We start from the raw sequence: 18,647 nt of genomic DNA, 5'->3' as shown, positions 1-18,647 counted from the left end.
TCTCCAGGGCCGCTCTTTTTCGTCACGGCTTTTTAGCAGGTGAGCGATGACAGCAGTGCCAGTGTGTATGCTTGAGTAACCATTCTTACATCAATTTAAGTGGTTTTTATACTTCTGTGGAGAAAAAATTGGGAGTAGGCCTGGGCTGCGGATCAGTTTGCAAGGTTTTTGCTCCTCGAGCGTATAATGCTATATTCGTAATACTGTAAACTAACCTGATCACATGAAAAAACTAATCTTCACCGGTCTCACGGCCGCTGTACTCCTCTCCTCCTGCTCCAGTCAGAAAGCAGAGAACGCCGGTACCGAGGCGACTGCTGTGCTGACTGAGGTACAACAGGAGGCGCAAACTTTCCTCGACCAATATTCCAGCACCTACCAGGATCTGTACACCAAATCGGCTGAGGCTGAGTGGGCATCAAACACAAAGATTGTGGAAGGGGACTCCACCAACGCCGTGGCCACCCGAAAGGCCAACGAGGCGTTTGCCGCATTTACCGGCAGTGCCGTGAACATTAACACGGCCAAGGCCATGCTGGAGAAAAAGGATCAGCTGACGCCGCTGCAGGTAAAGCAGTTCGAGGCTATACTTTACAGCGGAGCAAACAACCCGCAGATTATCCCGGACGTGGTGAAGGCGCGCATCAAAGCCGAAACAGAGCAGACCGAAAAGCTTTACGGTTTCGATTACCGCCTGTACGAGAAGTCGGTGAGCACCAATGACATTGACAACTTACTGAAGACGGAAACTGACGTGAAGAAGCGTCTGGCGGCGTGGAATGCCAGCAAGGAAGTGGGTCCGGGCTTGAAAGAAGGGCTTCTGAACCTGAGAGAGCTGCGCAATAAAACCGTGCAAAGCCTCGGCTACGACGATTACTTCACCTACCAGGCTTCTGATTACGGCATGACGCGTGCTGAGATGATGGACCTGATGCAGCAGATAAACAAAGAGCTGCGTCCGCTTTACCGCGAGTTGCATACGTACGCACGCTATGAACTGGCCAAGCAGTACGGCGTGAAGGAAGTGCCGGACTACCTGCCGGCGCATTGGGTGCCAAACCGCTGGGGCCAGGACTGGAGCTCGATGGTGAATGTGGAGGGCATTGACCTGGATGCAGCCTTAAAACCGAAAGGGGCCGAGTGGCTGGTGCAACAGGGAGAGCGCTTTTATACCAGCCTTGGTTTCCCGGAAATGCCGAAGACGTTTTACACGAAGTCGAGCCTGTACCCGCTGCCAGCCGGTGCCAATTACAAGAAGAACAACCACGCCTCGGCCTGGCACATGGACCTGGACCAGGACGTGCGCAGCCTGATGAGTGTGGAGCCGAACTCGGAGTGGTACGAGACCACGCACCACGAGCTGGGACACATCTACTACTACATGACCTACACCAACCCGGATGTGCCGGTGCTGCTGCGAGGTGGCGCCAACCGTGCCTATCATGAGGCCATTGGTAGCTTGATGGGCCTGGCGGCCATGCAAAAGCCTTTCCTGGCCGAACTGAACCTGATTGAGAAAGACGCGAAGACAGACGAGGTGCAGTCGCTGTTGAAGGAGGCGCTGAGTTATGTGACGTTCATTCCGTTCTCTGCTGGTGTGATGAGTGAGTGGGAAAACGATTTCTACGCCAACAACCTGCCGGCCGACCAACTGAACAAGCGCTGGTGGGAACTGACGAAGCAATACCAGGGTATTGTGCCTCCAACCGAGCGTGGCGAGCAGTACCTGGATGCAGCAACCAAAACGCACATTAACGACGATGCGGCCCAGTACTATGATTATGCGCTGAGCTATGTTATCCTGTTCCAGTTGCACGACCACATCGCCAAGAACATTTTGAAGCAGGACCCGCACGCCACAAACTACTATGGCAAAAAAGAAGTGGGCAACTTCCTGCGCGACATCATGTACCCAGGTGCCTCAGCCGACTGGCGCCATATGCTGAAGGAAAAAACCGGCGAAGAGCTTAGCGCCCGTGCCATGGTCGATTACTTCCAGCCGCTGATGGAGTACCTGAAAGCGCAGAACAAAGGCCGCAAATACACGATCTAGTTAATGATGAAGTATGAATGCTGAATTATGAATTGGTTCGGCAAGTATAAAAAGAGCCGCAACGGAATTCCGCTGCGGCTCTTTCATTAATGACATTTTATACTTTCTACCTCATTAACCCTCTAACTTTTTAACTCCAACACACCTTGCTGGTAAGTCTGGAGGAAGTTAGCCAGCTTATCCATTGTCTGACTTAGCTGCGCTTTCTCGGGCAGGTATACTACCCGGAAGTGATCGGGCTTTTGCCAGTTAAAGCCGCTGCCCTGCACCAGTAGCACATGCTGCTCCGAAAGCAAATCCAGGGCAAACTGCTGGTCATCCTGGATGTTAAACTTCTTTACGTCAAGTTTCGGGAACATGTAAAAAGCACCTTTGGGCTTTACGCAGGTGATTCCCGGTATAGCCGTAAGCTTTTCGTAGCAAATAGCCCGCTGCTCACCCAGTCGTCCGGTGGGTTTGGTGAGGTCGTGGATGTGCTGCTGGCCTTTTAGAGCTACGGCAATGGCATACTGAGCGGGCACATTGCTGCACACGCGCAGGCTGGCCAAGGTGTTCAGTCCATTAATATAAGCTGCTGATTTGCTTTTGGCGCCAGTCAGCAGCATCCATCCTGCCCTGAAACCTGCTGCCAGGTAATTTTTGGATAAGCCGCTAAAGGTCACACAAAGCACCTCGTCCGAAAGCGTGGCTGTGGAAGTATAAGGTGTGTTCTCGTACAGAATCTTATCATATATCTCATCTGAGAAAATAACAAGGTTGTGCTGTTCTGCCAAATTCACCAGTTCCTGCAGCAGCTCTTTAGAATAAACAGCGCCTGTGGGGTTGTTGGGATTGATGATAACAATGGCGCGTGTCCTGCTGCTGATCTTGCTTTTGATATCCGCCACATCCGGAAACCACTCCGCTTCCTCATCGCATAGGTAATGCACCGCTTTGCCACCCGAAAAACGAACGGCAGCTGTCCACAGGGGGTAATCTGGCGACGGTACCAGCACCTCATCCCCCTCGTTCAGCAGCGCCTGCACCGCGTGCATGATCAGTTCGCTTAAGCCGTTACCCAGGAAAATGTCATCGGTATGAATATCTGCAATGCCTTTAGAAGTATAGTAGTCTTTTATGGCTTCACGGGCACTTAAAATACCTTTGTGGTCAGAGTACCCCTGGGCATGGCGCAGGTGCTGCACAATAGTTTCGATCACTTCCGCAGGGGCATCAAACCCAAAGGGCGCCGGATTGCCGATGTTCAGTTTTGTGATGTGGTGACCCAGAAGCTCCAGCTCCTTAGCCCGCTCGTATAATGGCCCGCACAGGTCGTAAGACACATTGTTGAGCCGCTCGCTTCGTTGAATCATACTCGAAAAATTTAGCGAAGATAGCAAGGCCCGAAACAGCATGCACAGCTGCTGTGGGTATAAATTTTCAGAATTGCTTTAGATGGTGTTTAAGCTATTTCGTTTTGTTTCCCATCCTCCTCCTGCCCTGGCTGCCGGACTTGGTAGTGCCCGTTAGGCAGCAGCCTGACAAGGTATAGTGCGTCATATCCCTCTGCCAGCGTAGGTGGCTGCAGCTTTTTGTGCGTGCCATAGATGGCTTTATCCGGCACCTTAAACCGTCCGCTGCGCAGGCTGTTACGGGCAACAGCTTCCGTGGAGTTTGCTTCAAAGTAAAAGCCAAGAACCTCATACTTCGCGGCCTTCGCCAGATGAATGTATTTTGCTCTTTCTTCAGCGGTGGGATTGGTGTTGTCTACCACAAACCGCATGTTGCTGCGTAGGCAGGCCTCCAAAAAAAGGCTTTCCCGGTTTCGCGTGCGCAGCAGGTCCATACTGATACGCACGTGGCTGTTAAAGAAGTGCTCTTTGTAATAAGTGGATTTACCGCTGGCTTGGATGCCGCAAAAGATGATGGCCTGCATTTACTTTTTTATTGTTCCTGATCTGTATACCTTAACGATTCCAATGCCGCTCATGATGCGTGCAACATAAAAGCGCTGTCTCTCTTATAACCTCAAAGACCTACTATGGTACAAGTGAAGTATAAAACAAGCATAACGCGATGAAAAAAAGACTGGTGGTATTAACAGGTGCAGGTATAAGCGCTGAAAGCGGAATTGCCACTTTCCGGGATGCCGACGGGCTATGGGAAGGGCACGATGTGATGGATGTCGCCTCGCCGCAAGGCTGGCGCAAAGACCCGGAGCTGGTGCTGGACTTTTACAACCAGCGTCGCAAAAATGCCCACAGTGTTAAACCTAATGCGGCGCATCTGGCTTTGGCAGAGTTGGAAGAAAGTTTTGATGTGCGCATTATCACACAAAACGTGGACGACCTGCACGAGCGGGCCGGCTCCAGCAATGTGATTCACCTACATGGGAAATTGTTCGAGAGCCGCAGCACGCTGGACCCAAACCTGGTTTACCTTATGGATGGCTGGGAATTGAATGTAGGTGACAAATGTGAGAAGGGATCACAACTAAGACCGAATATCGTCTGGTTTGGCGAACCCGTGCCCATGATGGAGAAAGCGGCCGAAGAAACAGTGCAGGCTGATATCTTTCTGGTAGTGGGCACCTCGCTGGTAGTATACCCCGCAGCCGGGCTGGTGGATCTGGTGGACCCGGATGTACCCATCTTTGTGGTAGACCCCAATTTGCCCAGTATGCGGCAGCGAGCGAATGTACACCGGTACGAAGAAAAGGCAAGCACAGGCATGCAAAAAGTAAAACAGCTTCTTCTCGACAAGTATAAATAGGCACTAAATTTTTAATTTAAATAAGAGCGTCACCTCCTAATCCGGGTGGCGCTTTTGTTTTATTAACTCCTCCCTCCATGCTTATGGAACAACATTTATAGTTTTTAATTAGCAGGTGAAACAAATGTGCCTAATCTTAAGTTTAGATTAGTCTAAATTATATATTATTCATGTGTAATTTTGTTTATCACCTACTCTCAAAATGAAGTTTAATATTACACTCCTGTTTGCCCTGTTCCTAAGTCCGTCCATATTTGGACAAACAGTAGGAACCATTGAAGGGAAAATATTTGCCAACGACGCAGCAGTGCCCTATGCTAGTGTAGCACTGCTGCATACTTCCTTAGGAACTCCAACTAATGAGAAAGGCTACTTTAGCTTAAGCAATGTTCCAACAGGCACTTATGAGTTAGTGGTTTCTGCTATCGGATATAAGCCACATCACCAAAAGGTGCAGGTTTTTGCAAATGCTGCCACTACCGTTGCCATCCACATGGCTGAGGCGAATGCGACATTAAATGAGGTGGTTGTAACAGGTACGCGCACAGAGCGGCGCAGGCTGGAAAGCCCTGTTGCTGTCAACGTGCTGGACAGCAAGGTATTTAGTTTCACGCAGTCAAATACGCTCTCTGAAGGACTTTGCTTTCAGCCGGGCCTGCGGATGGAAACCGACTGCCAAACCTGCAGTTACACACAATTGCGTATGAATGGCCTTGGCGGCTCCTACTCTCAGGTGCTTATCAATAGCCGACCTGTGTTTAATGCCCTAATGAGCCTTTATGGGTTAGAGCAGATACCGGCAAACATGGTGGCGCGTGTGGAGGTAGTGCGCGGCGGAGGTTCTGTTTTGTATGGCTCCAGTGCCATTGCCGGAACGGTTAATATCATCACAAAAGAGCCGGAGGAAAGCACCTATACTTTCTCCTCCAACTCTTCTGTGGTGGGCGGTAAGGCATGGGATCACTTTCTGAATGCCAACATTAACACTGTCAATGAGGCACGCAATGCCGGTGTTTCCTTTTTTGCCTCGCACCGCGACAAAGGAGCCTTCGATGCTAACGGGGACGGATTTTCGGAGTTACCAGAACTGGTGAACAACTCTTTCGGCTTCAACTCCTTTTTCAAACCGACCGCAAATGATGCAATAGACGTGAATGGATGGAGCATTAACGAAGAGCGGCATGGCGGCAACAAACTGGAAGGCCCAGCAGACAAAGCAGACCAATCGGAATACAGGCTACAGAACATACTTGTGGGCGGCTTTAATTGGGATCATTCCGGCAAAAATAATACCTCCTACAGCCTGTATGGCTCGGGCCAAAATACAAAAAGAAGCCATTACACGGGCATTGGGCAATCGGATGGCTGGGGCAGCACCAGGAACCACACCTTGCAGGGCGGTTTCCAGTTCAACGTTAAGGCTCCGTCTTTTTTAGGGGGCACCAACACCTTCACGACAGGTGCTGAGCATCAGTATGAGTATACCTTTGATGAAATCGAAGCACACGGTTACCTGATCGACCAGAGAACAAATCTAACAGGCTTGTTTCTGCAAAGTGATTGGGACGTGAATGCGGCCTTGACCGTGCTTTCAGGGGTCCGGATAAACAGACATTCCAACGTAGACAGGCTGATACTGACGCCCCGCCTGAACCTGCTTTACAAGCTGGGCACCACCACTCAAATCCGGACCTCCTATGCCCGTGGTTTCAAGGCACCACAAGCCTTTGAGACTGACATGCACATTGCCTTTGCAGGCGGCGGCATCTCCCTGATTCAGCTGGACCCGGACTTACGGGAAGAAACATCCAACAGCCTTAACCTTTCGGTGGATTTTAATAAAGCGACTGAGCAAATGATATATGGCTTCACAGTGGATGGCTTCTACACACGGCTTCAGGGTGCATTTGTGCTGGAGGAAATAGGCACTGACGAAAGCGGCAACCAGCAGTTGCTGCGTAAAAACGGAAGCCTTTCCACGGTAAAGGGAGTTACGTTGGAGGGAAGGCTGAATTATGATCAGCGCTTTCAGTTAGAGGCCGGATTTACGTTTCAGAAGTCGCGGTATGACGCGCCAGTGGCATGGTCGGAAGAGATCGCCGGCACCAGAACCTACCTGCGCTCGCCCGATGCCTATGGGTATTATGTGCTCACGTTACTGCCGCAAAGCCGATTCAACGCTACTTTCTCTGGGGTGTATACCGGGCCAATGCTGGTGCCACATTTTGCGGGTGCGCCAGGCGTGGTAAAAGACGTACTATATACTTCCCCATCCTTCCTTGAAAACAACCTGAAGCTCTCCTACCGCTTCACCCTTAAAAGTTTAGAAAAAGACCTCCAGCTAAACGCGGGCGTGCAGAACATTTTCAATGCCTACCAGAGCGATTTTGACACAGGTGCTTTCCGTGACAGCAACTACATTTATGGTCCAGCGCGGCCCAGGACCTTCTTCTTTGGGATAAAATTCGGTTTGATGTAAGGCAGGTTGTGGGGTTTATACTTGCAAACGTGAGGAAGTATAGCAAACGCTTCTTATCTTGTCTTATGCCTGTCATCTACCTGGAAACCCTTATTGCTGCTCCCGCTGCACGCTGCTTTGACCTGAGCCGGAGTATAGACCTGCATCAACTATCAACTGCTGCCACACAGGAAACCGCGGTGGCAGGTATAACGGAAGGACTTATCAACCTAAATCAGGAAGTAACGTGGCGGGCTAAACATTTTGGGATTTGGCAGCACCTGACAAGCAAAATTACCGCTTTTGAACGGCCGACATACTTTGTGGATGAGATGGTGCAGGGATCATTTCGGCGCTTTCACCACACGCATTCATTTAAGTATAATAATGAGCTGACTACCATGCAGGATATCTTTGATTATACTTCCCCTCTTGGCATCCTGGGTAAGCTTGCAGACAAGCTTTTTCTGAAGAAGTACATGACGCAGTTGCTGCAGCAGCGCAATCTTGTTATCAAAGCTTATGCTGAAAGCGAGCGGTGGCAGGAAGTGCTGCCGCAGGAGTAGTTAGTTTCTTTTTGCGTCGTTAAGGAGAAGTGTAGCTACACCTCATCTTTAGATATAATCTTTAACAGGATGTACTTTCGGCTTGATCCGTCTGCAGGTGGGTTTTCCACTTTTTCAACTCTTACTCTTAGAACATAGGTAAACCCCTCTTCATATTGGAAGCCTTCTATCCTGTCATAGAAGAGGGTCCAGTCGCTGGATCCTACCTGATTTCCTTCCTGTACAAGCAGACACTTCATCTCCCCCACTCCCTGGCAGGACTGCCTGTAGTAGTTCACGTGCATGGTAGTTTCAACTGTTTCTAACGCTTCTTTCTTGCAAGAACTAAATCCTAGAATTAGGGCAGCGACAAGGGTAATGTTTTTCATATTTCTCAGCTTGTTTAAATTAGAGACCCCGGTAAGTAGTGCTTTGGTTGCATAGAGAGGCATTGTCACTCGATCTATTCCCTATTTATTTTATTCTGAAGCCTTAGCCTTGTAACTTGCCTGCTTTAGCAAAGCAGCCTTGGAAATACAATACATACTTGAGTTGATTGGTACCGTGGTCTTCGCCATGTCCGGGGCACTGGCCGCCAGCGAGCGCGACCAGGAGCAGGATTGGTTTGGCGCCGGTTTTATCGGTTTTGTAACTGCCATCGGCGGGGGAAGCCTCCGTGATATCATGTTGGGCAGCTACCCGCTGGTGTGGGTACAGGACGTAACGCTGCTTTACATCATTATCGCTGCCATTATCTTCAGCGGTATCTTTTACAAATGGCTGTTGCGGCTACGGCGCACTTTCCTGCTTTTTGATACTTTGGGAATCGCGCTCTTCACTATTGTTGGGATGGAAAAGGCCCTTAGCCTTGGGGCAAGTCCGGAAATTGCGGCCATCATGGGCATGTTTTCGGCAGTGATGGGGGGCGTGATCCGGGATATCCTGACAAACGAGGTGCCGGTGTTGTTTCGGCAGGAGTTCTACGCCAGCGCCTGCCTGCTGGGCGCCGCTTTTTACCTGGGGCTGGAGTACCTGGAAGTGGGTCGGAACATCAACTTTATTTCCTCTGTGCTCTTGATTATTGTGATGCGTCTCTTGGCGGTGAAATATAACTTAAGCCTGCCTAAGTTCAACCGGCTGCGCCAGCCCTAAATCGCTGCCGGTTATCCCCGTGCTGAAAAATCCGTAGTGTTCAATGTTGCAGATCAATCTATAACGTATGGCCTTCAAAGACAGAATACTTCAAACACCGGATACCTGGAGCTTAACCATACTTCGCGTTTTCCTCGGGCTGGTGATGTTTCCGCATGGGGCACAGAAACTGTTTGGCTGGTTTGGGGGCCACGGGCCCGCGGGCTTTATGCAGGCGTTTGAGCAGATGTCCGGAATGCCGGGCTGGCTTGGCTGGCTCGTCATTATTATTGAAGTGATTGGCTCCATCTGCCTCATACTTGGCTTCTGGACGCGGTTGTGGGGCCTGTGCTTTGTGTTGCTGTTTATTGGTATAATCCTGAACGTGCACCTCCCCTATGGCTTTTTTATGAACTGGAGCGGCAGCCAGGCCGGCGAGGGTTACGAATACCACCTGCTGGTAATTGGCATGGCCTGGGCCTTGACGGTGGGAGGAGCTGGCCGGCTCAGCATCGACGACGCCATGGCCAGCCAGGACAGAAAGTTTTAAATAACAAGGTCAGAATTAGTCTTCCGCCTGCTCTCCCTTTGCCACAATATCGCCTTCAGTAAAAAGTATAATCTTCATCATTTCACGCCAGGCTGGCTTCTTGCGCAGCAAAAATTCCAGGTCCATGCCAAAGTGCTTGAACTCCTCGTTCTGGGCATTTTTCATAATGGCTTTCGCCTCCTCGTCTTTCTCGATGGAAATGCGTTGTTCGTACCAGCTGATGGCTTCGGCCTCTTCAATCACGGAAGTGATCATGCGCACAAACGTGCGGGTCTGGTCTGATAATTCGTGTGCGGGTTCGTGATATTGTTCTGTAGGCATATGCGTGCTGTTTTAAGTTTCTACCCCTGTAACGGGAGTCACACAAAGCAGTTTTATTTGCTGCTGAACGCTGCTACTAATTGCCCTACCACCTGCTTACAAATGCTTACTGCTTACCTAATAGCCTTGCCACATATTTCCCTATGATATCAAACTCCAGGTTCACCGTGTCGCCCGCTTTTACCTGATGCAGGTTGGTGTGCTCATAGGTATAGGGAATGATGGCCACAGAGAAGCGGTCTTCCTGCGAGTTGAAAACAGTTAAGCTGATTCCGTTTACGCAGATGGAGCCTTTCTCCACGGTTACATTACCCTGGCTGGTTTCGTAGCGGAAAGTAAAGATCCAACTGCCGTTTTCGTCTTTTACCTCTTCACAAATTGCCGTCTGGTCCACATGGCCCTGCACCACATGCCCATCAAACCGTCCGTTCGAAAGCATGCAGCGCTCCAGGTTCACCACATCGCCTGATTTGAGGTGGTTTAGGTTTGTTTTTTTTAGCGTTTCATCAATGGCCGTCACAGTGTACTCGTCTCCCTTTATACTTACCACCGTCAGGCAGACCCCGTTATGGGCCACACTCTGGTCTATCTTCAGCTCGTTGGTGAAGGGGGAAGAAAGTGTGAAATGCTTGTTTGTATTTTCCTCCCGGATAGCCGTTACGCGGCCAAGTCCTTCAATAATTCCTGTAAACATGGGATATCTTCTTTTATGCGATTGGTTTTACGTATAATATAGAATTGGCTGCATCCAAAGTTAACAGCTTTGCCTGACTTTAGTTTCAGGTCATTAAATTAAGGCATGTGCGGTCAAAAAGGGCAGCAAAGTGAGCAGATATGCCTATTTTCGCGAAGCTGCTGATTTTAGTAGCGTTATATATTACACATCAACCTCTATACCCATGCAAACAGACTCGTACAGACACAAAGGCATGCGCCGCTCGTTGGTGAAGATACTCCGGGAAAAGGGTATCCGTGATCCGCGTGTGCTCGACGCCATCGAAACTGTACCGCGCCATTATTTTTTCGACAAAGCCTTTTTGGAACAAGCCTATCAGGATAAGGCATTTCCTATTGGCGAGGGCCAGACTATTTCTCAGCCTTATACTGTTGCCTTCCAAACTGAGCTGCTGCAATTGAAGCCGACGGACAAGGTATTGGAAATTGGTACTGGCTCAGGTTACCAGTGCAGCGTCCTGTTGCAGATCACCCCGCACGTATACACCATCGAGTATAACCGGCCGCTGTACGAAAAGGCTAACATCTTTTTCCGCAAACACGGGTTGAAGCCCCACACATTTCATGGCGATGGCTCTTTGGGCTTGCCTGCCCATGCGCCTTACGACAAAATAATTGTTACGGCTGGTGCGCCCGTTGTGCCAAAAGAGTTGCTTCGTCAGTTAACCATTGGCGGCATTCTGGTTATTCCTGTTGGGAATGAAAACACGCAGAAAATGATGCGCATTACGCGTGTGGCAGAGGGAGAGTTTACTCGTGAAGAGTTTGCTGATTTCAAGTTTGTGCCCTTGCTGGGCCGCTCTGGCTGGGATGGCCAGGAATAAGGGAGCGGCGGGTACGTTATACTTGCATTAACTTTCCCCGCTGATTTTATCCTTTGGCTGCTGAAGCCTATCTTTGCCCCATCAAACTACGGCACAAGCATGCGCAAACAAAAAAAAGTATCTGAATCATATGTTATCATGACCGAGCTGGTGTTGCCCAACGACACCAATACCCTGCACAATTTAATGGGTGGGCGCATGATGCACTGGATGGACATTGTCTCTGCCATTGCCGCGCAGAAGCATTCCAACCGTATTGTTGTAACGGCCTCCGTAGACAACGTATCGTTCTCCGAAAGTATAAAGTTAGGAAATGTGGTAACGCTGGAGGCGAAGGTTACCCGCGCCTTTAACTCTTCCATGGAAGTGAACATTATCGTTTATGCTGAGGATATTCCGAGCGGCAGAAAGGTAATGTCAAACCAGGCATTCTTTACCTTTGTAGCTGTGGATCAGTCCGGTAACCCGATTGATGTGCCGGATGCCGTGCCGGAGACCGAAGAGGAAATTCGCATGTACGAGGGAGCACTACGCCGCCGCCAGCTGCGCCTGGTGTTGGGTGGCCGCATGAAGCCGAGCGAAGCCAATGAGTTGAAGTCAATTTTTGATCTGAAAGAAGACGCTTCGGCGTAAAGTATAAAATGGCAGGATTGCAGGCAGACCTAAGCAATGAGTTTCTGAAGAACTTTTTACCTGAAACCATCTATGCGGTGCCAGGTGAGGAAGCTTTACCAGCTCCAGCTCCTGTTAGTGTCTCACCGGAAGCGGCTGCTATGGAGACCTTAGACGCCGCACCCGTGCAACCAGCAACTCCACCTGAAGCGCCTGCTCCAAAAGCTGCGCCTGCTATTCCTAAAATCCCTGTAACAGCGCAAACCGCGCCAATTCAGCAGAAGTACAAAATACTGGGCGAAAACAGCAGAGGTGTCGTGGTGCTCGTAACCCTTCCTGACACAGAGTTTATGGGGTTGCCCCAACTTGGTTTTCTGCAGAAGATTCTCGGTGCCATTGGCCTGAAGCCTGCCGATGTAGCCTACGTGAACAATTTGTCTGGAGAGACAGCACGTTTCGAGGACTTACAGCAGGAATTGGAGTTAAACTATATCATCTCCTTCGCCAGCCGCCTCGATACTGAGCAGCCGCACGAGAAGTTTAAGCTTTATAGCCCAGCCACAATAGGAACGGTGCCGATTGTTTTCTCCCAATCGTTAAAGATGCTGGAGAACGATGTGGAGCACAAGAAACTGCTTTGGGGTGCCCTGCAAAAAGTCTTTCTCTAATTTATAGATTGGATTTGCCGCAAGTAAACGTATTAGCTGCGACATTAGAAAGTTTTAACATAACGAATTTAAAAAGCGACGGCCGGTCTTTAATAGTCCGGCCGTCGCTTTTTATACTTGCTGCTATATCTTACTACTCCAGTAGGGAAGCTAGTTTATTCTCCAGGTCTTCACCTCTTAAGCCTTTGGCAATGATCCTGCCTTCCGGATCCAGCAAAATTGTCTGGGGAATAGCGGTAACATTATAAAGTTGTGCGGCGCTGCTCTCCCACCCTTTCAAATCCGATACATGCGGCCACTTAAGCTGGTCTTTCTCTATCGCGGCTAACCACTTGTCCTCCGACTGGTCCAGCGACACACCAAAGATTTCGAAGCCTTTGCCCATGTCTTTGTACTTGTTGTACATCTTCACCACATTCGGGTTTTCTTTGCGGCACGGTCCGCACCAGCTTGCCCAGAAATCAACCAGTACATACTTGCCTCTTAGAGATGACAGGGACTTTGTGCCACCATCAGGTGTCGGTAGCGAAAAATCAGGCGCTACCTGTCCGATAGCGGTGCTACGGTAAGGCTTCAAACGCTCATTCAGCATGGCGGTATACTTGGAGTTCGGAATGTTAGCGTTGAAAAGCGTGGCCATACTATCAGCAAAAGGAAAATCATTCACGGGGTCGATAAGGCTGGCTGTACCGAAAGCAGATACAACTGACTTAGGATGCTGCGCAATAAAGTTTTTCACCTGCTTCTGCAGTTGCGTAAACTCTACACGTACATTTTCCATTTCTGCCTCGTTTCCTTGCTGTTGCGCCACCATGTAACGCTGCTCCAGTTCGGTTTGCTTCAGGCGGTTCTCGTTCACCAATTTATTCAACTCCAGGAACAACTGTGTCTCTTCTGAACCTTCTACTTTGGCCGTGCCGTTGATGTCTTTAGCATCCGCCTCCACATTGATCTTTCCTTCATCCAACACAAGCATCAGACCGTTCTGCTGGTCCAGGGTAAGGCGGTAAAAAGTTGGTTCTTTGATAGTGCCCTCAAAGGTGAAAGTACCATCTGAACTCACTTCGGCCGTATCGCGCGGTACAAAGTTCTGCTCACCCAACTCAAGTAAATAAATCTGGCCTGATGTGGCGTTATTCAGTTTCCCCTGGATGATAAAGGCATCCTCACCGTTAGTGGCTGTTTTATTTCCCTGGCAGCTTCCCAAAACAGCGGCAGCCGAGGCTATTGCCAGTATGTTGTGTAACTTCATCTTGTTGTGTTTAGGCGTTTAACTGCTCGCGCAGTAATTGATTAGTGACCTTAGGATCTGCTTTGCCCTGGGTCTTCTTCATAATCTCTCCCATAAACATGCCAATAAGCGCCTGCTTGCCTGCTTTGTATTCTGCTACCTTGGCAGGATTGGCCGCCAGCACCTCTTGCACCACCTGTGCCAGTTCATCAGAATTGGACTCCTGTAACAGGTTCTGCTCTTCGGCCACAAGCTGAGCTGTCATGTCCGGATGCTCCAGCAAGTATGGAAATACCTGTTTGGAAGCAACAGAATGGCTCACCTTGTTCTCATCTACTAAAGCGATAAGTTGCGCAATTTGTTCCGGCTTCAGCGGGAAGTCCTTGATGTGCAGCTGCAGCTCGTTCATGTAGGATTTAACCTGACCCATCACCCAGTTAGAGGCTGCTTTGTAATTTTTTGTGTGCTTTGTCAGCTCCTCAAAGTATAAAGCAATTTCTTTTGCGTCTGTCAGTACGGCGGCATCATACTCTGGCAAGCCGAGTTCGGTAACAAAACGGTTGTACAGCTCCTGAGGCAAGCTAGGCATGGCAGCTTTTACACCTTCCAGCCACTCCTGCTCAATAATCAGGGCAGGCAGGTCAGGCTCAGGGAAGTAGCGGTAATCGTTCAGCGTTTCCTTGGAGCGCATGGCTGTGGTGGAACCGGTATTGGCATCGAAGTTACGCGTTTCACCGTCTACCTTTCCGCCATTCTCCAGCACCATGATCTGGCGCTCGATCTCGTGCTCGATCGCACGCTGCACGTTGCGGAACGAGTTCATGTTCTTCACCTCCACCTTAGTTCCCCAAAGCGAAGAGCCTTTCAGCATCACCGACACGTTAGCATCACAGCGCAGCGAGCCTTCCTCCATGTTACCATCGCAGATATCGAGGTAGCGCACCAATCGCTTAATCTCCACCAGATAGTTATAAGCTTCTTCTGAATCCCTTATATCCGGGTCAGAAACGATCTCAATCAAGGGAACACCAGCACGGTTAAAGTCAACGAGTGTCTCAGTTTCGCCTGCCAAGTGCATTGATTTACCGGCGTCTTCCTCCATGTGGATGCGGGTAATGCCAATGCGCTTATCATTTCCGGCAGCATCCTTTGTTACCAAATGACCGTTGGTGCAGATCGGAGTCTTATCCTGTGTGATCTGGTAGCCTTTCGGAAGATCGGGATAAAAATAATTCTTGCGGGCATACACGTTATACCTGGTGATGTCGCAGTTGGTGGCAAGTCCCATTTTAACCGCCATCTCTACCACACGCTTGTTAACGCGCGGCAGTGTACCCGGGTGCGCCAGGGTAATTTCGCTCAGGTTTGTGTTGGGCAACATGCCATACTCCGTTGAGTCAGAAGAATACGCTTTGCTGTCCGTGAGCAGCTGTGCGTGCACCTCTAAACCAATTATAGCCTGATACTTATCTCTTATTGCTTTATCCATTTCTTTATAATGATTAATGAATGATGCTGGATGATCAAATAACCCATTCAACATCATTCATTATTAATTAACCATTAATCATTTAAAACTATTTACTAATCATCGAGGCGACCATGTCCTGCGCTTTGGCCGTTACAGCATCCAGTCCAGCAGCATCTTTCCCCCCGGCAGTTGCATAAAAGGGCTGACCGCCACCGCCGCCTTTTATCTCTTTAGCCAGCTCGCGTACCATGGTGCTTGCGTTCAGGTTCTTGTTCTGCACCAGGTTGTCCGATAGCATTACAGCAATCTGTGGCTTCCCGTCAATTTCGGCAGCAAGTATGAGCACCAGGTTGTCCACCACCTGGCGCAAGTCAAAGGCCAGCTTCTTCATGTAATCAGCCGAACTTAGCTCCACACGCTGGGCAATCAGGTTTACGCCGTCTAACTTAACAGCTTGCTGCGCCAGCGCGTCTTTCATGCCGGTTAGCTGCTTCAGCTCGAACTGCTCCACCTGCTTCTGAATCGCTTTCAGGTCCTCCTGCATTTTCTGCACAGCACCCGATACATTGCTTTGCGTGTTCAGCACCTCGCGCACTGCGTTCAGCTCGTTCAGTTGCTGCTGCATATAATCTTCTGCGGCAGTGGCTGTCACCGCCTCTACCCGTCGAACACCAGCTGCCACGGAGCTTTCAGAAATAATCTTGAAATAGCCTATGTTGCCGGTGTTGTGCACGTGCGTGCCACCGCAAAGCTCTACCGAATAATCGCTGCCAAAGGTGATCACACGTACAAAGTCGCCATACTTCTCCCCAAAAAGAGCCGTAGCGCCCATGTTTTTGGCTTCATCGATCGGTACATTGCGTCGCTCGTCCAAAGGAATTGCCTGGCGAACGCGCTCATTCACGATATGCTCTATCTGACGAAGTTCTGCATCATCAATCTTTGCGAAGTGCGAGAAGTCAAAACGCAATACCTTTTCGTTCACCAAGGAGCCCCGCTGCTGCACATGTTCTCCCAGCACTGTGCGCAGGGCAGCGTGCAGCAAGTGTGTGGCAGAGTGGTTTTTGCGGATGAAGTTACGGCGCTCGGCCGCTATCTCGGCTCTGAAGCCAGCCTCCACGTTTTTCGGAAGTTTTGAAGTGATGTGCAGGATAAGATCGTTCTCCTTTTTAGTGTCCAGCACTTCTACCTGCTCACTATCTGAAATCAGGTAACCCGAATCTCCCACTTGTCCACCGCTTTCGGCGTAAAAAGGTGTTTTATCCAGTACCAGGTGGTACTCATTCTTATTTTTAGCCTTTACTTGGCGGTACCGCACAATATGAGCCTCAGAGGTGTCGCAGTCGTAGCCGATGAATTCGTTTACTACGTCCGGCTGAAGTATAACCCAATCACTCTGCTCGGTGGCCGAGGCGTTGCGGGAGCGGTTTTTCTGCTGCTCCATCTCCTTGCCAAAGCCGCCCTCATCCACTTTCAATCCTTTTTCGCGTGCAATAAGGGCAGTCAGGTCCAGCGGGAAGCCGAAGGTATCATACAATTCGAAAGCAGTTTTACCGTCGATGGTGTTGTTGTTCTGCTTGAACGTGTCCTCCAGTGCATCCAGGCGCTTCAGGCCATTGTCCAACGTGCGCAGGAACGCGTTTTCCTCTTCCTCAATCACGCGCTGCACAAAACCAAGCTGCTGCTTCAGTTCCGGGAATACGTGTGCCATCTGGTCTGCCAACACTTCGGCCAGGCGGTACAGGAACGGTTTCTTAAAGTTCAGGAAGGTAAAGCCGTAGCGGACAGCACGGCGCAAAATACGCCGGATTACATAACCTGCCTTGTTATTAGATGGCAACTGGCCGTCAGCAATGGTGAAGGCAATCGCACGGATATGATCGGACATGACGCGAATGGCAATGTCCTTTTTCTCATCTTCACCATACGTCACCCCAGCCTCCTGTGCAACAAAGTGGATGAGTGGCTGGAATACGTCCGTGTCGTAGTTCGATCTTTTGCCCTGGATGGCCATGCACAAACGCTCAAAGCCCATGCCTGTATCCACGTGCTGCGCAGGGAGTTTTACCAGCGAGCCGTCTGCCAGGCGGTTGAACTCCATGAACACGTTATTCCAGATCTCCACCACCTGCGGGTGGTCATTGTTCACCAGCGACTTGCCATCTACCTGCGCGCGCTCTTCCTCTGTGCGTAAGTCAACATGTATTTCAGAACACGGACCACAAGGGCCGGTATCGCCCATCTCCCAGAAATTGTCTTTCTTAGAGCCCATCAGGATACGATCCTCCGGAAGCATTCCTTTCCAGATGTTAAAAGCGTCCTGGTCCATCGGCAGGTTTTCTGAATCGTCTCCCTGGAAAACCGACACATACAGCCTGTCTTTTGGCAGTTTGTATACTTCCGTCAGCAGTTCCCAAGACCATTCCAGCGCATCTTTCTTAAAGTAATCCCCAAACGACCAGTTGCCCAGCATTTCGAACATGGTGTGGTGGTAGGTATCATAGCCTACTTCCTCCAGGTCGTTGTGTTTGCCGCTCACGCGAAGGCATTTCTGGGTGTCAGTCACGCGCTTGTTGGGCGCGGGCTTGTTGCCCAGAAAATAATCTTTGAAGGGCGCCATGCCTGAGTTGATAAACATCAGGGTAGGGTCATCCTTCACCACAATCGGGGCGGAAGGTACAATCTGGTGCTGTTTGGAAGCAAAGAAGTCCAGAAACTTTTGTCTTATCTCAGCTGAGTTCATGTATGAGTTTTAAGCCTTTAGATACTTAGTGCTGTACTTGTTGTTTAAGAGCGAAAATTATTCAATTTTTGCTAAACGGATACGCCCGAAAGTAGCGCCAGCCGTACAGCACATAATAGACAAAAGTAGCATTTTTAGCCGTAAACTTAACAAGTGGGCCAAAATTAAGCTGCTTCTGCCACTTTGAGAAACACGCGTTATGCCATATAAAGAAAAAGAAATAGAGAAACAGTATTACAGCATCGGCGAGGTAGCCGCCATGTTTGATGTAGCGCCTTCACTGATCCGCTTTTGGGAAACAGAGTTTGAGCACCTGAGCCCCAAGAAAAACAAGAAGGGCAACCGCCAATATACGCCCAAGGACATCGAAACCCTGCGCACGGTGTACCACCTCGTGAAAGAGCGTGGCTATACTATTCAGGGTGCCAAGGAAATGATGAAGAACAAGCAGGTGCAGACCCGCGACAAGATGGAAATGGTGGAGTCGCTGGAGAAGGTGAAGGCTTTTCTGCAGGGCATCAAAGCACAACTGAACACCAAAGACTAACGCTGCC

The 18,647-nt window shown here is 49.8% G+C and carries 18 protein-coding genes; 10 read left to right on the top strand and 8 right to left on the bottom strand.

Translation table 11 applies throughout. The annotated features are described in order from the left end of the window. Positions 1–223: 223 nt before the first annotated feature. A complete protein-coding gene (locus tag A0W33_RS18535; protein WP_068839577.1) occupies positions 224–2,053 on the top strand; it encodes a M2 family metallopeptidase in 1,830 nt (609 codons plus the stop codon). A 122-nt stretch (positions 2,054–2,175) separates the two neighbouring features. On the opposite strand, the gene A0W33_RS18530 is transcribed toward A0W33_RS18535, so the two are convergent. Both A0W33_RS18530 and A0W33_RS18525 read right to left on the bottom strand, forming a co-directional pair. Continuing rightward, positions 2,176–3,405: a pyridoxal phosphate-dependent aminotransferase gene (locus A0W33_RS18530; protein ID WP_068839576.1), complete on the bottom strand. Its 1,230-nt coding sequence runs from the start codon at positions 3,403–3,405 to the stop codon at positions 2,176–2,178. A gap of 89 nt (positions 3,406–3,494) precedes the next feature. Next, on the bottom strand, positions 3,495–3,968 hold the full coding sequence (locus tag A0W33_RS18525) for an AAA family ATPase (protein WP_068839575.1): 474 nt from the start codon (positions 3,966–3,968) through the stop codon (positions 3,495–3,497). Between the two features lie 140 nt (positions 3,969–4,108). Here A0W33_RS18525 and A0W33_RS18520 point away from each other — a divergent pair, with 140 nt between their 5' ends. The 3 genes from A0W33_RS18520 to A0W33_RS18510 all read left to right on the top strand — a co-directional run bounded on the left by A0W33_RS18520 (position 4,109) and on the right by A0W33_RS18510 (position 7,828). Then, a complete protein-coding gene (locus A0W33_RS18520; protein ID WP_068839574.1) occupies positions 4,109–4,804 on the top strand; it encodes an SIR2 family NAD-dependent protein deacylase in 696 nt (231 codons plus the stop codon). Positions 4,805–5,006: 202 nt separating this feature from the next. Continuing rightward, positions 5,007–7,283, top strand: coding sequence for a TonB-dependent receptor (locus A0W33_RS18515; protein WP_068839573.1), 2,277 nt, complete (start codon positions 5,007–5,009; stop codon positions 7,281–7,283). Positions 7,284–7,348: 65 nt separating this feature from the next. Beyond that, positions 7,349–7,828, top strand: coding sequence for an SRPBCC family protein (locus tag A0W33_RS18510; protein ID WP_068839572.1), 480 nt, complete (start codon positions 7,349–7,351; stop codon positions 7,826–7,828). 35 nt (positions 7,829–7,863) lie between these two features. Here the strand turns inward: A0W33_RS18510 and A0W33_RS18505 are convergent, their stop codons facing one another. Further along, the gene (locus tag A0W33_RS18505) at positions 7,864–8,196 is read right to left on the bottom strand and encodes a DUF4377 domain-containing protein (protein WP_068840237.1); all 333 of its coding nucleotides are present in this window, start codon (positions 8,194–8,196) and stop codon (positions 7,864–7,866) included. A gap of 139 nt (positions 8,197–8,335) precedes the next feature. Between A0W33_RS18505 and A0W33_RS18500 the strand changes: the two genes are divergently transcribed. Continuing rightward, complete coding sequence (locus A0W33_RS18500; RefSeq protein ID WP_068839571.1) at positions 8,336–8,959, top strand: trimeric intracellular cation channel family protein; 624 nt, start codon at positions 8,336–8,338, stop codon at positions 8,957–8,959. Between the two features lie 67 nt (positions 8,960–9,026). Next, entirely contained in the window at positions 9,027–9,488 is a 462-nt protein-coding gene (locus A0W33_RS18495; protein WP_068839570.1) for a DoxX family protein, read from the top strand. Positions 9,489–9,503: 15 nt separating this feature from the next. Here the strand turns inward: A0W33_RS18495 and A0W33_RS18490 are convergent, their stop codons facing one another. Next, positions 9,504–9,809, bottom strand: coding sequence for a ferritin family protein (locus A0W33_RS18490; protein ID WP_068839569.1), 306 nt, complete (start codon positions 9,807–9,809; stop codon positions 9,504–9,506). Between the two features lie 106 nt (positions 9,810–9,915). Continuing rightward, a complete protein-coding gene (locus A0W33_RS18485; protein WP_068839568.1) occupies positions 9,916–10,503 on the bottom strand; it encodes a riboflavin synthase in 588 nt (195 codons plus the stop codon). 205 nt (positions 10,504–10,708) lie between these two features. Between A0W33_RS18485 and A0W33_RS18480 the strand changes: the two genes are divergently transcribed. From A0W33_RS18480 to A0W33_RS18470, 3 genes are all read left to right on the top strand, one after another. Continuing rightward, complete coding sequence (locus A0W33_RS18480; protein WP_068839567.1) at positions 10,709–11,368, top strand: protein-L-isoaspartate(D-aspartate) O-methyltransferase; 660 nt, start codon at positions 10,709–10,711, stop codon at positions 11,366–11,368. A 99-nt stretch (positions 11,369–11,467) separates the two neighbouring features. Further along, on the top strand, positions 11,468–12,001 hold the full coding sequence (locus tag A0W33_RS18475) for an acyl-CoA thioesterase (RefSeq protein ID WP_068839566.1): 534 nt from the start codon (positions 11,468–11,470) through the stop codon (positions 11,999–12,001). A gap of 8 nt (positions 12,002–12,009) precedes the next feature. Continuing rightward, positions 12,010–12,648 carry a hypothetical protein gene (locus A0W33_RS18470; RefSeq protein ID WP_068839565.1) on the top strand — a complete coding sequence of 213 codons (639 nt, stop codon included), beginning with the start codon at positions 12,010–12,012 and terminating at the stop codon, positions 12,646–12,648. Positions 12,649–12,781: 133 nt separating this feature from the next. Here A0W33_RS18470 and A0W33_RS18465 read toward each other — a convergent pair whose 3' ends face one another. The 3 genes from A0W33_RS18465 to alaS all read right to left on the bottom strand — a co-directional run bounded on the left by A0W33_RS18465 (position 12,782) and on the right by alaS (position 18,093). After that, positions 12,782–13,900, bottom strand: a complete 1,119-nt coding sequence (locus A0W33_RS18465) for a TlpA disulfide reductase family protein (RefSeq protein ID WP_068839564.1) — start codon at positions 13,898–13,900, stop codon at positions 12,782–12,784. 10 nt (positions 13,901–13,910) lie between these two features. After that, the gene (gene gatB, locus A0W33_RS18460) at positions 13,911–15,368 is read right to left on the bottom strand and encodes an Asp-tRNA(Asn)/Glu-tRNA(Gln) amidotransferase subunit GatB (protein WP_068839563.1); all 1,458 of its coding nucleotides are present in this window, start codon (positions 15,366–15,368) and stop codon (positions 13,911–13,913) included. Between the two features lie 88 nt (positions 15,369–15,456). Next, the gene (gene alaS, locus A0W33_RS18455) at positions 15,457–18,093 is read right to left on the bottom strand and encodes an alanine--tRNA ligase (protein WP_068839562.1); all 2,637 of its coding nucleotides are present in this window, start codon (positions 18,091–18,093) and stop codon (positions 15,457–15,459) included. A 199-nt stretch (positions 18,094–18,292) separates the two neighbouring features. Here alaS and A0W33_RS18450 point away from each other — a divergent pair, with 199 nt between their 5' ends. Then, complete coding sequence (locus A0W33_RS18450) at positions 18,293–18,640, top strand: MerR family transcriptional regulator (RefSeq protein ID WP_068839561.1); 348 nt, start codon at positions 18,293–18,295, stop codon at positions 18,638–18,640. The last annotated feature ends 7 nt before the right edge of the window (positions 18,641–18,647 follow it).

It is taken from the genome of Pontibacter akesuensis, from assembly GCF_001611675.1.
Taxonomy (GTDB): Bacteria; Bacteroidota; Bacteroidia; order Cytophagales; family Hymenobacteraceae; genus Pontibacter; species Pontibacter akesuensis.
This window is presented reverse-complemented; position numbering and strand designations above follow the sequence as displayed.